Origin of the sequence: Tumebacillus permanentifrigoris (genome assembly GCF_003148565.1) — a bacterium.
Lineage (GTDB): Bacteria > Bacillota > Bacilli > Tumebacillales > Tumebacillaceae > Tumebacillus > Tumebacillus permanentifrigoris.
In genome coordinates, this window is sequence record NZ_QGGL01000009.1 from 168,100 (window position 1) to 185,589 (window position 17,490).

Consider the following 17,490-nt stretch of genomic DNA (forward strand, 5'->3'; position numbering starts at 1 on the left):
TAATAAAGTTTACCATAAATCGCTTGAACTCCGGCAACGTCATATGAAAGTGTTTAGTTTTGGAACTTTGCAGGATTCGAATTCACTCGAGAAATATAATATCATAACTACTTGTATATTTTTAATTTTACAAAAAAAAAAAAAAGATTCCTTAGACCTATTTACTCCAAATGCTGGGAGCGTTTTAATAGAGTCGCAACTAAATTAGACAAAAACCTTTTTGGGAGTGAAAGATTTGAAACGTTCACAAAAAATCTTATCCGCTGTTGGATTGGCTGGCATTCTTGCAGTAGGTCTCGCTTGGGGCGGTTCTGTTTACGCATCGCAAGAAGAGCTGAAATCTGCGAAAAAAGCGGCACAGGAATACGTAGTCGCTTTTGAACAACACGACGTTGATGCGATGATCAAGTACATCAAAGATGCTCGCGTCAAAAACAATACCGAACTACGTGCTTCTTTTGAAGAGTTCGTAAAGCATGATAAAGAGGATGACACCAAACTGAAACTGGTTGATGTCGTCCCGGTTTCGGATGGCGTGTTCGAAGCAAAGTTTGAGGAAAAGTCCAAGCGCTATAATTCTGTACAGTTCTCACTTCCGATCGTCAATGAGAACAACCAGTGGAAAATCTACGTTGACGGCAATCAAGTCGTCAATACCCAGAACTAACATAATAACAGGGGACATTTTTGTTTCTAACCACTAAACGGCATTATCGGATTTTAAACAGCACTTTTCCCCACGAAAAAAGGAGATCCCCGTCATACGGGCATCTCCTTTTTTTTGCTACTTCCTCCGCTTCTTCGCCAGCAACTTCGAGATCGTCTCGGAGTCTGGTGGCGAGGTCTGCGGTGGCGGTGGCGTGGTGGTTGTAGAGTTTGTCGGCGCAATCGCACTCGATTGCGGCGTGCCCACTCGCGTCTCACGCGGCTCCGCTCCCGATCCCCGCTTCCGCTCGCGCACCTTGGCTACCAGCGACGAGATCGCCGGTACAGACGCAGCAGCTCCAGCCGTCTGCGGCCTTTTCCAGAGCTTCCACTTCCACGTAATACTCACCCGCCGCAACGCGGTGTCAAACGGCCACAACAACGCCGCCACCAACAAGAACCACAGCGACAAGTCCCTGTACTGCCACTTCGACGGGAGGTTATCGCGGAACACATCCTCCGCGCTCTCCAGCACTTCTCCACCACCGGCCTCGGCGATCCGTTGGAGCGTATCGAGGCCATTTTTTGGCAGGCTGTACTCAGGGGAATACGGAACGGAGACCCCCGTGGTCGAGGTGTGTAGCACGACATCTCCCGCTTGCTCGTTCACCGTCACCATGTACGTCCCCGGCGTCGCAGAGGAGAAATTCCCCGTGTACCGCCCCGGTGCCTGCAACAGCAACGGAACCTCTTGCTCGCTCAGGTCGGTGCCGATCACTTTCGCTTTCAACACCGCTCCGCTGGCAAGCGGTTGTTTAACCTGCACCTCCACTTGCCCTTGTGCCCCGGAGATCCCAGAGCGCACATCCAAGTCGCCCGCGTGATACTGCGGCAACAGCCAGGTCATCAACTGGTTCCAGAACGCACTCGATCCCTCCCATGCCGCCCATTGGTTCGACCAGACGCCCTTGGCATCTGATGTCCACGCAACGGCGCGACCGAGGCCGTATTGCCAGCGCACGAGCAACGGTTCGCCGCTGGGATTGGCGAGCATGGTGTCTGCCGTTTCCTTCGCCGTCGTGGCGATCTGCGCGTTGATCTGTGGCAACCCGCCTGCAAAAAGCGGCGCCAAGTCAGCCGCTACACCGATCGCGGGCGTGAAAGGTGCGTCCTGAATGTAGGTCTTGCCCGCCAGCGCAGTCTCTTTGGAGAAGATCTGCGGGACATTCTGGGAGTCTGTCGTGTTGTAAAAACGACCCTTGGCCTTCTCCGCCAACCCCCGCAACAAGTTCTGATCCGCATCCTGCCCGACCGCAACGGTGGACATCGTGACATTCTGGTCGCGCATCCGTTTCGTCAACCCATCATAGTCCCCATTGGGCGCTTGACCGTCTGTCAGGAGGATGATGTGCTTGCGTTTCGCCTGCACGGTCTTCATGCGGTCAAACGCGGCGACCAACGCCGGGTAGATATCTGTCCCTCCGCTCGCTTGGATCGAGGACACTTGATTCTGGATGTCCTTCACATCGTTCACATGCTTCGGCTCCACCACCCAGTACGGACTGGAGTCAAACGCCAGCACCCCCAGCGTGTCTTGCGGGGTCAGCATCTGGGCGGCACGGCGGGCCGCTTCCTTGGCGAGTTCCATTTTCTGCCCTTGCATCGATCCCGAGTGGTCGATGACCAACATCAGGCCGAGCGACGGGATTTCCTTTTGACTGCGGATGTCCATGTAGACGGGCAACGCTTTTTCCACCGGAGTCCCAAAGTAGCCCCCAAGTCCAAACGCATCCTGTCCACCTGTCATCATCAGCCCCACGCCGAAGTCGCGGACGGCGATCTCAATCTGCTGTTGGACTTGCTCCGGCAGATCGACCCCAGAGACGTTGGCCAGCACGATCGCCGCATAGCGGCGCAGGTCTTCGAGTCGGTCTGGGGCGGTTCTGCCCGGCTTGACCTCATACGCCAGACCTGAGGCTTGCAGGGCGGAGGTCAACCACTTGGCATCGCCCGGCTGGCCTTCCAGCACCAGCATCGCAGGACGGCCCGCCACTTCGCCAAAGGAGAAGGCGGTGTTGTTGGCCGCCACGGTGTCGTCCGCCGACTGCACTTCCACCCGGTAACGGTGGAAGCCCGGCTGTTCGCTTTTCAGCGGCAGAGCGAACGAATTGTCGCCTTTTTGCAACGAGACGCTCTGGGTGCTGACGAGGGAGTTGTCCTCGTAGATGTTCAGTTCTGCTGTCGTGTCGACGGTGCTCTCCAGCGTGGTTTTCAGCGAGAATGACTCGCCCTCATAGAGCGTCGTCGGCGTGGAGGCGGATCGGATGAGCACTTCGCGACCGACGTCGCGTTTTAAGGCCGCAACATCCACCAGCACCCCGCGCTGTTTCAAAAACGCCGCTTCCGCCACCGCGTCGCCAGCGTTTTGTTCGCCATCGCTGAGCAGGATGACGCGCGGACGGTAGCCCGGCTGCACCAACCCTTCCGCCAAACGCAGGCCCGACGCGAGATTGGTGTAGTTCGGGTTCGAGACGCCGCTGAGCTCCAAGTTGGTTCGCACCGCTTGCGTCAACGGGTACTCGACCGCAGGTCGTTCGCCCAAGCCGACCACTGCGTATCCATCGTCTGCCTGCTTGCTCTCGACGGCGGTTCGGAGGAAGGACACGGCCTCGCGGGGGGAGTCGATCGATTTGGACTCGTCGATGACAAATACGGCAGCCTGTTGCGTGACAGGGGCGAGCCATGCTGTGCCCGCCACCGCCAGCGTCAGGGAGAGAAACAGGAGCGACCGGAGGATCGCGACTGTTTTTTTGCGCGCTCCGTGCAGGCGGCGTTCGTCGCGGTACCATCGGTAGACCGCGTAACCTGCTGGCAAGAGTGCGAGCAGGACCCACGGGTACATCGCACTAAATCCCACGTTTGTACACCCCCCATTCCACAAACAGCAACAGCAGGATCAGAGCGGCGAGGTAGCGCCAGATCTCCAAACCGCCGACAGGATCGGCCGCTGCTGGTGCTTGTTCAGACCTGCCAACGCTCGGCAGGGAGACCAGTGTCGGCGTGACGACCGATTCGCTGGCGGGCACTGTGGCGCTGAGCAGTTGCTGTGCGTTGCCATCCTTGCTCTGGAATTTATAGAGTCCCGGCTCCGTTGGACGGAAGCCTTGTTCGATCACTTCCTGCGTGATGTCATGTGCCCCGCCTGCCGGGTCGGTGTAGGTCCAACCGTTCTCACGAATCGGCGGGAGCAACGCCATGCGTTCGCCAACCTCAACCTGCCCGAGCGTGCTACCCGCCGTCGGCAACAGATACTCGCGCAGGTGTTTGACGAGGATCGGGAAGGCTGGCAACAGCGGCAAGTCTGATTGGTGCAGGTCAAATGAGAGGACAGCATAGCGTCGCCCGCCCTGTTCGCCGGTCAGCAGGATCGGCGTGTCTCCGCTCTTGACCAACGGCTCCAGCCACGGCGCACCTCTGAGCGGCTGCACGGTCTGCAAGTGCAGGTTGGTGAGGTCGACGTTTTGCAAAAGCGCCGCGTCCGGCTTCAGCACTTGCAGTTTGCCGGCCTCCACGCTCGCGCCCGTAGGCAAAAGCGTAGAGTCCGCAGGCGGGTTGACCACGAGGACAGATCCTGTGGGCCACTCCTTGGGGAGCACTCCCTCATATATGTAGAGGGCGGCGTCCTTGGGGGGTGACTCCACATCGGTGCCGCGCTCGACGCTGAGTCGGTTGCCGAGGCTCAGCGCTTTTTCCAAAAAGACGTTGCCTTGGTTGCTCGCGGTGACCAACCAAGCCTTCGCGGTGGTCGTGCGTTCGGGGAGAACGATCCACAGATTGTCAGCGGCAAGTGCGTCGGTGCCTTCGATCATGACTCTGTAAAAGTCGCTGGACGGCAGGTCGCTCCACGAGAGCGCGATCTGTTCCTTCGCTTTTAACAGCGTGGAATTTGCTTGCAGGATCGTTCCATCTGCTGCTTGGATCTGTACATCTAGGCTGTTGACTTCATCGCTCAAGTTCTCCACCGTAGCCACGAGTGCCGTGTGCCCGCCTGTGTCGACAGCAGCCGCGTGGCGGATGCTGGCGTTTTTGCCGCGTGGTTGGGGTTGGAGCAGTTGCGGGGGGCGTCCGAAGTGCGGGTAGAGTTTCGGATCGAGTCCCCAGTTCCCGTCGGAGTAGATTCGCACATCGCTTGTCGGTTCCTGGGTGGAAAGTGCGGCGGCGAGGGACAGCGCGCTTTCATAGTCGGCCTTGCCATACTCTTGTGTCGCCTGGTCGAGGGCGCGTTGCAACTCCGCGCGGTCGTTGCTCGACGCGAGGACGCGCGCCTCCCGCCCCATCGAGATCAACGTCAGGCGCTGGTTCGGTGAGAGGTGGTTGAGAAGGTCAGAAATTTGGGTTTTCGCACTGTCCAGCGCGGTCTGTGAACCTGATGTACCTGTGACGACCGCCATCGAAGGCGAGAGGTCGAGCACGGCGATGGTGTGGTCGGCGCTTGCGCCTTGGAAACTGGTCAGCGCTGGACGTGCCAGAGCCAAGGCGAGCAACGCTGCAAGCACGAGTTGCAACAGCAACAGGAGGTTGCGCCGGAGCTTTTGCCACGGGGTGTTCGCCTCCATCTCGCGGAGCAGTTTTTGCCAGAGCAGGACGCTGGGGACGGTTTGGTTTTCATAGGTGCGTTTCAATAAATAGAGCGCGACGATCGCGGGAAGCGTCGCCAGCCAGAACAACATATACGGGGAGAGGAAGTTCATCCTGAGACCACCCCCGTGGGCATCAGGCGGCGGAACACCGCATCCTCCACGCTGTCCTCTGCCGACAGCAGGACGTAGTGCATCCCGCGACGGCGGCAGAAGTCTTGCAAGCCCGCCGTGTATTGCGACACCGCCAGCTTGTACTTCTGCACAACATGCGGCGAGATCGAGACATCGCGCCCGAGGCCGGTCTCCGAGTCGATCAGATGCAAGTCCCCGGCGAATGCTGGGTCGAGTTCGTCAGCGGAGAGGATCTGCACGACGACCACTTGATTCCGCCCAGTTTGGAGACGGCGCAGGGACTCAACGTATCCATCTGTAAAAAGGAAATCGGACAGCACGACCACCAGACCGGGCTCGCGAGGCACACCCCCTCTGCTCAACCAAGACAGCGTTCCTTGCTCCCCGAACTCGCGTGCGTGGATGTTTTGCAGGGTTTCGAAGAGGCGGTAGGCGGAGGGCTTGCCCGTCAGCCGTGGCGTGCGTGCAAGCACTTTTTCCGCAAAAACGGCCCCCTCCACGCGGTCCGCTCCCGCCAGCGCGAGATAGCCGAGCGCCGCCGCAAGTTGTTGTGCGAGGTGCAGTTTGCCGCCGAACGCCATCGATTGCGAGACATCGACGTAGAGGTACAAAAGCGCATCGCGCTCATCGAGGAACGTTTTGAGAAACAAGCGATGCAGCCGCGCATACGCCCGCCAATCGAGGTGGCGGAGGTCGTCGCCCGGAATGTACGGACGGTACTCCGCAAACTCAATCGAGGTGCCGATCTGCCGCGTCCGTCGGGAACCACCGCGCAGGGACGGTGTCTCCCGCGCCTGCAATCGCAGGCGCTCCAAGCGAGCCAGCAACGCCGGACTGAGCAGGGTGTCTCGGCTCATAGTCCCACTCGTCCCAAGAGATGTTCGATCAGCTGCTCTACGCTGTAGTTGTCTGCCGCCGCTTCGAAGTTCAGCCCGATGCGGTGGCGCAACGCAGGCAGCGCGACTGTGCGGATATCCTCGGGGGATACGTTAAGACGACCGTGGAGAAAGGCGCGTGCCTTCGCGACTTTGACAATCGCTTGGGCGGCGCGTGGACCTGCACCGTAGCGGACGTAACGGCGCACATCGTCGCTTGCTTGGTCATGGTCCGGCTGAGAATGCAGGATCAGGTCGACCGTGTGCTCGATCAGCTCTGGAGTGATCAACATCTGGCGCACCGTGGCTTGGATGGCGAGGATCTCTTCGGCGGTGATCACCGATTGAGGTTGCCCCTGTGAATGACCTGTAGTCATGGTCACGATGTCGAGCAACTCTTGGCGTGTGGGGAACGGCACCGCGATTTTTAACAAAAAGCGGTCGAGTTGCGCCTCGGGGAGTGGGTACGTGCCTTCCAGTTCCAACGGGTTTTGCGTCGCGAGGACGAAAAACGGCATCGGCAGTTGGCGCGTCTGACCGCCGACGGTAACGGAGGCTTCCTGCATCGCTTCGAGCAGGGCCGATTGCGTTTTGGGCGTGGCACGGTTGATCTCGTCGGCGAGGACGAGGTTACCGTGGATCGGGCCCGGTTGGAAAACGAATTTCAATCCCTGACCCGGCTCTTCGCGCAGGATCTCCGTGCCGACGATATCGGCGGGCATCAGGTCTGGTGTGAATTGGATGCGCGAGTAATGGAGGTCCATCACGTCCGACATCGTGCGAACGAGGAGGGTTTTCCCGAGGCCGGGCACCCCTTCGAGCAAGGCGTGTCCTCCGGCGAGGATGCAGAGCAGGACGCCTTCGACGACTTCCTCCTGCCCGATGACTTGTTGGGCGACGGCCTCGCGCACCTGCTGCATGCGGGCGCGGTAGGCGGCGATCTGTTCGGTGCTCATACGAATGGCCTCCTTGTCTTGGAAAACACGTTAGGGCGCGATCCCTGTGAAATAGTCGCGAATCAGTTCCTGCTCACTGAGCGGGAGGTTGTTGCGCTCGACGCTCTGGCGGGCGGTCTCTTCGTATTGGCGGTAGACTTCTTGGTACGGGCGGGCGACTCCAGAGGTGACTTGGCCTTGGCCGTCAGTCAATTGACCGCTGCCTCCCGCTTGGGCACCGCCAGTGTCGTGACCCGTTTCGCCTGTGCCGAATTGTCCTGCCGGCACCATGACCAGTGAGCGATCCCCTTGACCCCGGCCCCAGCCGGAGCCTCCTGCGCCAGAACCTTGCCCTTGTCCAGAGCCTTGTCCTTGTCCAGAGCCTTGTCCTTGTCCAGAGCCTTGCCCTTGTCCAGAACCTTGTCCTTGTCCAGAGCCTTGCCCTTGTCCAGAACCTTGCCCTTGTCCGGAGCCTTGCCCTTGTCCGGAGCCTTGCCCCTGTCCTGAGCCTTGCCCTGAGCCTTCGCTGCCTGACGAACTGGCCCCGTCACTGGCACTTTGCGAACCATCTGCCGTGGCGTTCGGATCAGCGACTCCTCCCGCTGCGGCGATCGCGCTGCCGACATTTCCAACGCTGCCTGCCGCGTTGTTGCCAGCCTGCATCATGTCCGCGAGGCTGCCTACCGAACTCTGCATCTGTGACAGATCGCCGCTCTGCATCGCCGTCGCCGCTTGGTTCAAGGCTTGCTTCAAACCGCTCTGCGCCTCAGCTCCTGCCTTCGCCAACGCCTCCGCCAACTGTTGCTTCTCTGTCGCACTTAGGTCGGCCAGTTTGTCCTTCAACTCCTGCAACGCCTTCGCCGCTTGTTCTGCGTCTGGACTCTTCAAGGCCTCGGCCAACGCCTTCCCAGCTTCCGTTCCTGCCAGCGCATCGCCCAACCGCTTGCGGTCTGCTGCACGCTTGGCGAGATCGGCTTGCACCGCCTGCAGCTTGCTTTGTGCCTTGGCAAGCGCTTGTTCGAGGTCTTCTTGCTTTTTCGCCGCCTTCAATTCCGCCTGCAATTTCTGCAAGGCTTCGTCGAGCTTGGCTTTGTCTTTTTCGGAAAGCCCTTGTTGCTTCGCTTGCTCGGCTGCTTTCTGGGCAGCTACGGCGACTTGTTCGGCTTTTTGCTGCACAGCATGACGTTCTACCGCGACGCGGTCTAGCGGGTTGTAGGACAGCCCAAGCGCCACCACGATCAGCACGAGCCCCCCTGTCGCCGCCAGCGTCCACCGTGGGAATTGCCCGAAGCCGATCGGCACGATCTCCGACATCTCATCCTGCACGTGCAACAGCCGCTCGATCGCCTCTTGTCGTTGCATCGCGGCAATCGCAGACGCATCGTCTGAAAAGTGCAAGGCGGTCGAAACCCGACCTTCCAGCCCGTAGCGATCGACGGTTGCCGCCGCTTGCTGCCACGTCGGAGGCTTGGCGAGCCCCCAGACGAGACCGCCTACCAGCCCGGCAACCAGCGCACCACCTGCCAACTCCGCGTTGTACAGGATTGGAAAAAAGCGTGCGACGACGAGCAAGCCCGCCGCCGCACCCATTCCGCTGAGCAACCCCCGCCCCGTCGTGTCCAGCACGCGCCGCCAGAGCAGACGCCGCCGAACAGGGGCAAGCCCGGTCAGCAGTTCGCGCGCAATCATCGCGCCTCCTCACCACGCTTCGGCGTGCGACTGAAGAGTTTTTTCTTGATGGGAGAGACCGTTCGCACGCTGAAGAACAACAGCAGTGCGGAGATCGGGATGTAGACCAGCCCGAAATACAACGTGGGTTGCATCGGCAACGCCTGTTGTGCAGACACCCCCCCGTTCTGACCCAGCATGACGGCGGACGGCTCGAACAGCGAGATCAGATTCAAAACAGGATTCAAAGCCGCCCAGAAAAACACCTCCGGGTACTGCGCCTGATTGCCGAGCTGCGCGGAGTGCATCGAGATGTATTGCAGGATAAACACCGACACCAGCGCCGTACCGCCCAGCAACAACATCGTCACACCATACGCGACGACCGTCGAGACACCCGTGCGCTTGAACCACGCCGAGCAGAATATGCCGACCGACCCGAACAGGAGCATCGCCATCAGGTACATCGCGAACACCCCGACCAACTGGCTAGGCGAGATCCCTCCATAGAGGAACACGATCGCATAAACCGGCAGGGTTGCAAACACCAACAGCATCGAGAACGCGAGCGACGAGGTCAGTTTGGACAGCACGATCTTCGCAGGTGACAGGTGTGTCGTCAGCAGGATGTTCAACGTTTGCCGCTCTCGCTCGCCGGAGATCGTCCCGGCCGTCAGTCCCGGCGCTACGAAGGCGATCAGAATCAATTGCAAGACGGCGAGCATCATGAACAATTCCTTGCTCTCGCCCGGACGGAAAAACACTTGGTTCGCGTAACGGAGGTACATGTAGCCAAATATGATGCCTCCCACGACGAGCAGGTAGGCCACCAGCAAGAGCGGCATCTTCACCGTCCGCATCCGCCCTCTGAACTCTTTGACCAACACGGGGTTCATGATCTGCATTAGGAACCCACTCCTTTCGTCACGGTGAGGAATACTTCTTCCAAGTTCCCCGCCTCTTCTGCAAAACTCAACACCGGCAGTCCGTTCTGCACCAATTTTGCCAACAGCGCAACTTGGCTCGCTTCATCGCCCGTGTAGTGGATGAGCAGGTCGTTCTCCTGCACCTCGATGTTCGTGACACCTTCAAAGTAATGGATCTGGGCGTGGGCTTCCTCCACCCGATCCAGCAACCGGATGCGCAGAACGCGATGTCCAGCAACGCGTGAGGCGATCTGGTCGACAGGCGCGAGCGCGATCAGTTGTCCCTGCTCGATGATCCCGATCGTGTCACACATCTCCGCCAATTCTGGCAAGATGTGTGAAGAGATGATGATCGTCTTGCCGAGCGATTTCAGTTCCTTGAGGATGTCCTTCATCTCGATGCGGGCCCGCGGGTCCAGACCAGACGCCGGCTCGTCGAGGATCAAAACTTGCGGGTCATGCACGAGGCAACGCGCCAGTCCGAGGCGTTGCTTCATCCCGCGCGACAGGGTGTCGACATAGGCATCCGCCTTCATCGAGAGGTTGACCAACTCCAACAGGTCGCGGATCAGCGCCGGGCGTTTTTCCTTAGGAATGTCATACGCTCCTGCGTAAAAGTCGAGATACTCGACCGCTGTTAAATTGTCGTACACCCCGAAAAAGTCGGGCATGTAGCCAATGAGTTGGCGCACTTTGTCTGGATGTTTGATGACGTTGAAACCTCCGACATACGCCTGACCAGCTGTCGGTTCCGACAGGGTAGCGAGGATCGACATCGTCGTTGATTTACCAGCTCCGTTCGGTCCGACAAACCCGAACACGGACCCCTTCGGTATGTGCAGATTCAAATTCTGAACCGCTTGAAACTTGCCAAAACGTTTGGTGAGGTTAACGGTACGAATCACTGGGACACCTTCCCTTCCAGACCGACGCTCGGGTACGGCAGGTACTGATCCTGTGGCGAGGTGCTGCTAAATTTCACGCGCAGGTCCCCTTCCGGTGAGACGAACTGTGCGACGAGATCGCCACCGATCGCCGGCGTGTTCTCCTTGGCGACCAGTACCCATTCGCCAGTTTTGAAGTTGTACAGCTGCTTGTCGAACATCGCGTAGGCGGCGGAGTCGAGGTTGGTCGTGACTTTTTCCACCGCGAAGCCTGGGATTTTTTTGAGGTTGTACTGCATCACAACAGAGCCGATCGACATCCGAATGCCTTCAGGTGCCGCGTACACTTGCCCTTCTTGGGTCAGGATCTGCGGACGAATCATCCCGGCGGGGAGTGTCGTGCCGCCTGCTTCATAGGCAATCGGAAGGTCTTGGCGCACCAAGCTTAACGCCGTGTCGTTCTCTACAGTCTCTCCATCGATTTTATAGAGATGGAGCGGGGCATTCGTGAAGCCGAGCAGTTGGACTTGTGCCGTTCCGATCAGCGCCGGTGAGGTCGCATAATTGACGAGGTTGCGGTATTGCTCATTCTCTTGGTTCGTCGAACCTATTCCATAGGGGAACATCTGAGAGCCGAAGTCCGTGGGCTGGACAACAGCCGGACTCGAATTGATCGCGAGGTCGATCGGTTGGGTCGACCCCGCTTTCAGATCTTCCACTTTATAAGGTTGGTTGCCGATCAACAGATGGACCACTTCCATGTCAAACTTGGTGTTGTTGACCAACTTCCCGATCAGGTGGCCGGACTTGTCGATTTTCAGATCGCTCTGCACGCGCCCTTGATCGGACAGCTTGCCTTGGAGATAGGAGCTGCGCATCGACCAATATTCCACGTTCTCATAGTGAATGCGCGGCTTGTCATCACCCAACACCGTGCGGGCTTCCGTATTCCCCGATGAACCGTAGTTCAGGCCGGTCGGATACACGAATGCGTCCGATTTGAATTCCACGCTATAGTTCCCACCGCTGGTGACGAGATAGGAACTGCCCGCCGCAATCTCCGCGATCTGATCGGTTTTGAGGTTGATCACGGCGGTGGTCTGGGCGCGGGTGCTGCTGGTGCGTGGGCCATTGTCGAATAGGAGGATGCCCCCGGTGAACAACAGCGCCGTCGCCGGAATCATCGCCCAGCCCCATTCGCGGCGGTTCGTTCGACGCAACACGACGTACATCAACGGCCCGACGAGCACGACGTAGCCGATGAACACCAGCACCGACGTTTTGATCGCAGGAATCAAGTCGCGAAACAATTGTGACGAGTTGACCAAGAGCATCGTTGGGTCGGAGAAGCCACCATTGGACTGTGCCGAAAAGCTCCCCGCTGGGAAGTTGGCATCGCGCCAAACGTTCGCCCACAGGTCTTTGTTGCCGCGCCAAGACGCGAACGGTTCCTCGCTGAGATCATACGCCGCGTAATACACATGCCCAGCCCCGACATCCCGCACGGCGATCAGCGGTTGGGCGCCCGCTTGCACCAAGACTTGGGCACCTTGGACGAGCGTCCCGTTCGAGACGTTCAATTCGGTCACCGATGGCTTGCTGCCGGTGTAGCGGTGCAAGTCTGACAGATCGGTCGCTTTGCCCGTCCCATTGACTTGCACGGGCGAGAGGTCTTGGAACAGCCCTGCTCCGCCTTGGTAGTTCGGGCCACCAGACAGCAACAGGGTCCCCCCGCGCTCCACCCACTGCCGGATCGTCTGCACTTGTTCGTCGGTCAGCTTCTCCTGTGGAGCATGGTTGATCGCCAACACATCAAGCCCTTGCAACAAGTCGACGCGGTCTGGCAAGTCGGCGTTTTTCATCCACCGCAGGTTGATTTTGTTGCCGACCGCCGGAGCGTTCACCAGCGAGAACACGTTCAGGTCGTCCTTTTTCTCCGTGATCCCGCCGAGCAGGATACCTTCTTGGATCGCCACTTGAGTGGGACGGACATACTCCAGCTCTTGACCCTTTTCGTCGAGCAGTTTGATCTTGACCGCCTGTATGAACAGTCCACCCGGCACTTCGATGCGGAAGGTCTTGGTGCTGCCCTTGGGCACGACCACGTCCTTCTCGAAGCTGCCTGCGATCGAATTCCCTCCGTTGTTGGGATTGTCGGGGGTGACGACCAGTTTGCCGTTGACGTCCGCCCCTTGATTTTCCACTGTGACTTGCACAAATGTCGGTGCACTCAATTTAAAGGTGCCATCCCAGCCCACGGCAGAGGACATCTTGATCTCTCCCGCAGCCGAGACGCCAGGGACCCAGAGTGCGGTCGACAACAAAGCCGCCGCGAGCAACGCCCCGGTTCGGCACCATGTTTTCTGTTTCTTCATGCCTGACCTCCTCATGTAGTAAAAAATAAGAGCAAGAAAGAAAATCGCCTCACTATGTGAGACGCACAGTTTCGCTAAAAGTTACCAATTCTTCAAAACAAAAAAGCATACCAGCTAAAAGTAGGTATGCTCGTCTGCTCGGTATGGGTCTTACATTTCGTCATACACTTCTGGTTTCCAGTACACGATGCACATGCTGGATGGGATGTTGATCTCACGTGCACCGCCCGGTTGACCGTTGATGAAAATGATCTCGGTGACCACGATGCGGTCGCCTCTCATCTCCACTTCGCCTTCGATCTCACGGCGGCTGCCGTCGGGCAGGAAGTGTTCGACTTTACCGGTGCCGATATTTCGCATGAAGGCACGCTCCTTTTTGCTGAATGTCTATCTATTTCGACTTCTGTGCTTTTTTTCCTGCAAAAAAGCGACCCGCACGTTGTCGGGTCGCTTTTTCACACAGGCTGGATCAGCCGTTGGCCTTCATGGTATCGATCAATTCTTGCAAAACGCGGTCCGCCTCTGCATACGGAACTTGGCAGGTGCCGGCTGGCTTGTGGCCACCGCCGCCGTTTTTCAACATCAGCGCGCCGACATCAGTCTGCGAGGTGCGGGTGATGATGCTGTGTCCGCAAGCGAACACGACATTTTGCTTGGCACGGCCGTCGATTGCCCAGATCGAGATGTTCTGTTCTGGGAACAGCGCGTAGACCATGAAGCGGTTGCCTGGGTAGATCGTTTCCTCGCCACGCAGGTCGGTGATGATCACGTTCCCATCCGTGCGAGTGTGTTTCAGAAGCATCTCACGGAACTCACGGTCGAGTTCAAAGTAGCGGGCGACGCGTTCCTTGACATCCGGCAACTCCATAATTTCGGTGATCGACATGTGCGCACAGTAATCCACGAGGTCTTCCATGAGCTGGTAGTTCGAGATGCTGTAATCGCGATAACGTCCAAGACCTGTGCGCGCGTCCATGATGAACGAGAGCAGATCCCAGCCGGTCGGGTTGAGGATGTCATCCGCGCTGAATTGCGCCGAGTCGGCCTTGTCCACTCCGGCCATGATGTCGTCGAGTTCCGACCCAAACTTGTCACGACCGCCGTAGTACTCATACACGACGCGCGCTGCACTCGGGGCGATGCGGGTCTCGCCCTTGAATTTCACTTGCTCGCCCATGCGCAACAGTTCGCTGGCATGGTGGTCAAACCAGAGGCCACATCCCGGCACATACGGAACATTGGCCAGAATATCATCCTCGGAGACCTCGATCAGTCCGTCCTGCATGTCTTTGGGGTGGACGAACTTCATTTCCTCGATCATCCCCATTTTTTTAAACAACATCGCGCAAACCAAGCCGTCAAAGTCGGAACGTGTGATCAGACGCATAGTTCTCCTCCTGTTAAACACTCCATTACATTTCAACATTGCTACGTTTATTTTACTAGTACAAAAACGCATATGCAATCAAATTTTATTGAACTTGGCAATCTTTAGTCTCTATAGGCACTTATTTGTAACTAGACTACTTCTATGTAACTGATAGTCACAGCATAAATAGGGTGATAAAATACGTCCTGAGACAAATTACAGGAGGTACCACCTGCATGAATGCTCTGATCATCTATGCTCATCCGAATCCGGCAAGTTTCAACGCTGGAATCAAGGAAACCCTCGTGTCTGAACTGACCACTTGCGGTCACGATGTGCATGTCCGTGACCTGTACGAACTAAACTTCAACCCTGTATTGTCCAGTCTGGACATCGTGTCGATGAACAATGGCCAAACGCCAGAAGACATCGCGGCCGAACAACGGGAGATCGAGTGGGCGGACATCCTGTTTGTGGTATACCCAACGTGGTGGATTTCGATGCCGGCGATCCTCAAGGGCTACATCGACCGCGTGTTCTCACATGGGTTTGCCTTCAAGTACGGCGAAAACGGCGCTGAAGGCTTGCTCAAAGGCAAACTGGGTTTCGTGGTCCAGACCACCGGTTCGCCGGAGCAGATGTTGGCGGCGGCACATCTCGTCGAGTCGATGGAAACAGCCGTGCAGTATGGGACGCTCGGTTTCTGCGGGATTCAAACCCTCGCACACAAGATCTTCTTTGAAGTTCCAGCCTCCACAGATGAGCAACGCGCTGCGATGTTGAATGAACTCAAACAACTGATCGCCGAGAAACTTCCGGTGAACGCATAAAAGCAGGGTGACCACTAGGTCATCCTGCTTTTTTCTTATGCTTCTTGCTGTTCTCTCTGCGCATCGTCAGCTGCCATCTGGAGTTCCAGTTCGTAGCGGTTCGCCGGGTGTTCCTCGCACTCCTTGGAGCAGGAGCGCAGGTGTGCCGGTTCGCACTCTTCACAGCAGACGTGCATTTTGTGACAAAATGGGTTCGCACAGTTGACATAGCGATCATGTGGTTTGCCACAGTGGTAGCAGGTGGCGATCACTTTGTCCTCGACTTGGTTGATCGGCACCGCGATGCGCTCGTCGAACACATAGCACTTGCCTTCCCAGCCCTCGCCCTTGACTTCCGGGTCCTTGCCGTAGCTGACGATCCCGCCGTGCAGCTGCGAAACGTCTTGGAAGCCTTCCTTGACCAGGAAACCGGACAGTTTCTCACAGCGGATGCCGCCGGTGCAGTAGGTCATGACTTTCTTGTCCTTGAACTCGCTCAAGTTCTCGCGAATCCACTGCGGGAACTCGCGGGTCGTCTCAACTTCGGGACGGATGGCGCCCTTGAAATGCCCGATGTCATACTCGTAATCATTGCGCCCGTCGATGATGATCACGTCTTCACGCTGCATCAGTTCGTGCCATTCCTTCGGGGTCAGATACTTGCCGGTCATGTCGTTCGGATCGACATCATCCTCTGCCGACATCGACCAGTTGACGATCTCCTGGCGCGCCTTGACTTTCATCTTGCGGAAGGCGTGCTTGGGTGCATCGTCAATTTTGAACCACAAATCGGCAAACTGCGGATCAGCGTGCATATGCTCCATATAAGCGTCTGTCTGTTCGACTGTGCCTGAGACGGTGCCATTGATGCCTTCCGCTGCGACGAGAATTCGGCCTTTGATCCCGATGCTGTTGCAGAACTCCAAGTGCCGGGCTGCAAACTCCTCTGGATTCTCGATCGTCGTGTATTTGTAGTACAGCAAGATGCGGTACTTCATATGGATGTCCACCTCTCTGAGTCTGAAGAATCATTGTCTATAGTGTGAGCCTAGTCGCGCTCGACATATGCTGTGTAAAAATACCGCTCCTAGTATATCACATTTTGTCGATTTCATAAAGGTTGGCTCCCAAGAAATGCTAAGGTATAATGAATCCGAGAATACTCTGCGTGACGGCTCGACACAATATTGATACGGACCTTGGAAACTAGGCGGGCCTTCAATCTGAACGGGATTGAAGGCCCGCATTGTTTCCTCTGGGAAAGAATGATGGAGAGGGGCAAGAAAAAGCATGATGGCAGAAAAAGGAGCGGGCATGGTTGCCGCATGGGTGAGTTTGATCAGCAACATCCTGCTGACGGTGATCAAAATCACCGTCGGTGTCCTGTTTAACAGCCAAGTGCTGGTAGCAGATGGTGCCCACAACGGCGCCGATGTGATCGCGTCTGCCGCGACGGTCGGTTCGATGCGCATCTCCAGCCGTCCGGCTGATGAAGACCATCCCTACGGACATGGCAAAGCCGAGGTGTTGGCCTCTAGCCTCGTCGCGCTGATCTTGGTCGCAGCGGCGGTGTTTATTGCGTATGAATCCATCCATGCCCTGTTCGAGCCACCCACAGAAGCGCACTGGATTGCGTTGATCGCTGCCCTGATCTCGCTGGTCTGGAAGCAGGTGCTCTACGTCTATACGATCAAACTCGCGAGGACTCTGAATTCCAAAGGCTTGCTCGCGACCGGTTATGACCATCTCGTCGACGTGTACGCCTCTGGCGCAGCAGTGATCGGCGTAGGGCTGGGGCTGATCGGACAATACTATCACTTTGAATACCTGTCCTACGGTGACCCTGTTTCCGGGATCATCGTCTCCGTCCTCGTCTTTAAGATCGCGATCACGATGGGCAAGGAAGCGCTCGACGTGCTGATGGAAAAAAACATAGACAGCGAAAAATTACACCACTACATCGAACTCGTTCAATCGGTCCCGAATGTCAAGCGGATCGACCGCCTGCGCGCTCGTGAACACGGCCACTATATCCTCGTGGACGTCCGCGTGGGGGTTCCAGGGTACATGACCATTCAACAAGGTCATGATATCTCCCGCGAGATCAAACGCTCGATCATGGAGCATCACAGCGATGTTTTCGAAGTGCTGATCCACCTCAACCCTTGGTACGAGGATGAGGACAATACATCTGCGACGGACAAAAAACAGGTCAGCCCCACCATCTAGGGC

Annotated in this window: 14 protein-coding genes; 3 read left to right on the forward strand and 11 right to left on the reverse strand. The window is 57.4% G+C overall.

Annotated features, from left to right (window positions below):
- Positions 1–235: 235 nt before the first annotated feature.
- Positions 236–667, forward strand: a complete 432-nt coding sequence (locus C7459_RS12070) for a hypothetical protein (protein WP_109689563.1) — start codon at positions 236–238, stop codon at positions 665–667.
- A gap of 117 nt (positions 668–784) precedes the next feature.
- Here C7459_RS12070 and C7459_RS12075 read toward each other — a convergent pair whose 3' ends face one another.
- The 10 genes from C7459_RS12075 to C7459_RS12120 form a co-directional block, all read right to left on the reverse strand.
- On the reverse strand, positions 785–3,562 hold the full coding sequence (locus C7459_RS12075) for a VWA domain-containing protein (RefSeq protein WP_109689564.1): 2,778 nt from the start codon (positions 3,560–3,562) through the stop codon (positions 785–787).
- Positions 3,552–5,396: a vWA domain-containing protein gene (locus C7459_RS12080; RefSeq protein WP_109689565.1), complete on the reverse strand. Its 1,845-nt coding sequence runs from the start codon at positions 5,394–5,396 to the stop codon at positions 3,552–3,554. The genes C7459_RS12075 and C7459_RS12080 overlap by 11 nt, the downstream gene beginning before the upstream one ends.
- On the reverse strand, positions 5,393–6,274 hold the full coding sequence (locus tag C7459_RS12085) for a DUF58 domain-containing protein (RefSeq protein WP_109689566.1): 882 nt from the start codon (positions 6,272–6,274) through the stop codon (positions 5,393–5,395). Before C7459_RS12085 ends, C7459_RS12080 begins: the two co-directional genes overlap by 4 nt.
- Positions 6,271–7,248, reverse strand: a complete 978-nt coding sequence (locus C7459_RS12090) for an AAA family ATPase (protein ID WP_109689567.1) — start codon at positions 7,246–7,248, stop codon at positions 6,271–6,273. The genes C7459_RS12085 and C7459_RS12090 overlap by 4 nt, the downstream gene beginning before the upstream one ends.
- A gap of 30 nt (positions 7,249–7,278) precedes the next feature.
- Positions 7,279–8,916, reverse strand: coding sequence for a hypothetical protein (locus C7459_RS12095; protein ID WP_109689568.1), 1,638 nt, complete (start codon positions 8,914–8,916; stop codon positions 7,279–7,281).
- Positions 8,913–9,800 (reverse strand): ABC transporter permease, encoded by an 888-nt coding sequence (locus tag C7459_RS12100; protein ID WP_109689569.1) that lies wholly within the window; start codon positions 9,798–9,800, stop codon positions 8,913–8,915. The genes C7459_RS12095 and C7459_RS12100 overlap by 4 nt, the downstream gene beginning before the upstream one ends.
- Positions 9,800–10,726 carry an ABC transporter ATP-binding protein gene (locus C7459_RS12105; protein WP_109689570.1) on the reverse strand — a complete coding sequence of 309 codons (927 nt, stop codon included), beginning with the start codon at positions 10,724–10,726 and terminating at the stop codon, positions 9,800–9,802. Before C7459_RS12105 ends, C7459_RS12100 begins: the two co-directional genes overlap by 1 nt.
- On the reverse strand, positions 10,723–13,080 hold the full coding sequence (locus C7459_RS12110; protein WP_109689571.1) for a DUF7408 domain-containing protein: 2,358 nt from the start codon (positions 13,078–13,080) through the stop codon (positions 10,723–10,725). Before C7459_RS12110 ends, C7459_RS12105 begins: the two co-directional genes overlap by 4 nt.
- Before the next feature lie 150 nt (positions 13,081–13,230).
- On the reverse strand, positions 13,231–13,440 hold the full coding sequence (locus tag C7459_RS12115) for a hypothetical protein (protein ID WP_109689572.1): 210 nt from the start codon (positions 13,438–13,440) through the stop codon (positions 13,231–13,233).
- A 109-nt stretch (positions 13,441–13,549) separates the two neighbouring features.
- A complete protein-coding gene (locus C7459_RS12120) occupies positions 13,550–14,467 on the reverse strand; it encodes an exopolyphosphatase (protein ID WP_109689573.1) in 918 nt (305 codons plus the stop codon).
- Between the two features lie 218 nt (positions 14,468–14,685).
- On the opposite strand from C7459_RS12120, the gene C7459_RS12125 reads away from it, so the two are divergent.
- Positions 14,686–15,279, forward strand: a complete 594-nt coding sequence (locus tag C7459_RS12125; RefSeq protein ID WP_109689574.1) for an NAD(P)H-dependent oxidoreductase — start codon at positions 14,686–14,688, stop codon at positions 15,277–15,279.
- A gap of 35 nt (positions 15,280–15,314) precedes the next feature.
- On the opposite strand, the gene trhO is transcribed toward C7459_RS12125, so the two are convergent.
- Positions 15,315–16,256, reverse strand: a complete 942-nt coding sequence (gene trhO / locus C7459_RS12130) for an oxygen-dependent tRNA uridine(34) hydroxylase TrhO (RefSeq protein ID WP_109689575.1) — start codon at positions 16,254–16,256, stop codon at positions 15,315–15,317.
- 292 nt (positions 16,257–16,548) lie between these two features.
- Here trhO and C7459_RS12135 point away from each other — a divergent pair, with 292 nt between their 5' ends.
- Positions 16,549–17,487, forward strand: a complete 939-nt coding sequence (locus C7459_RS12135; RefSeq protein ID WP_109689576.1) for a cation diffusion facilitator family transporter — start codon at positions 16,549–16,551, stop codon at positions 17,485–17,487.
- Positions 17,488–17,490 lie beyond the last annotated feature (3 nt).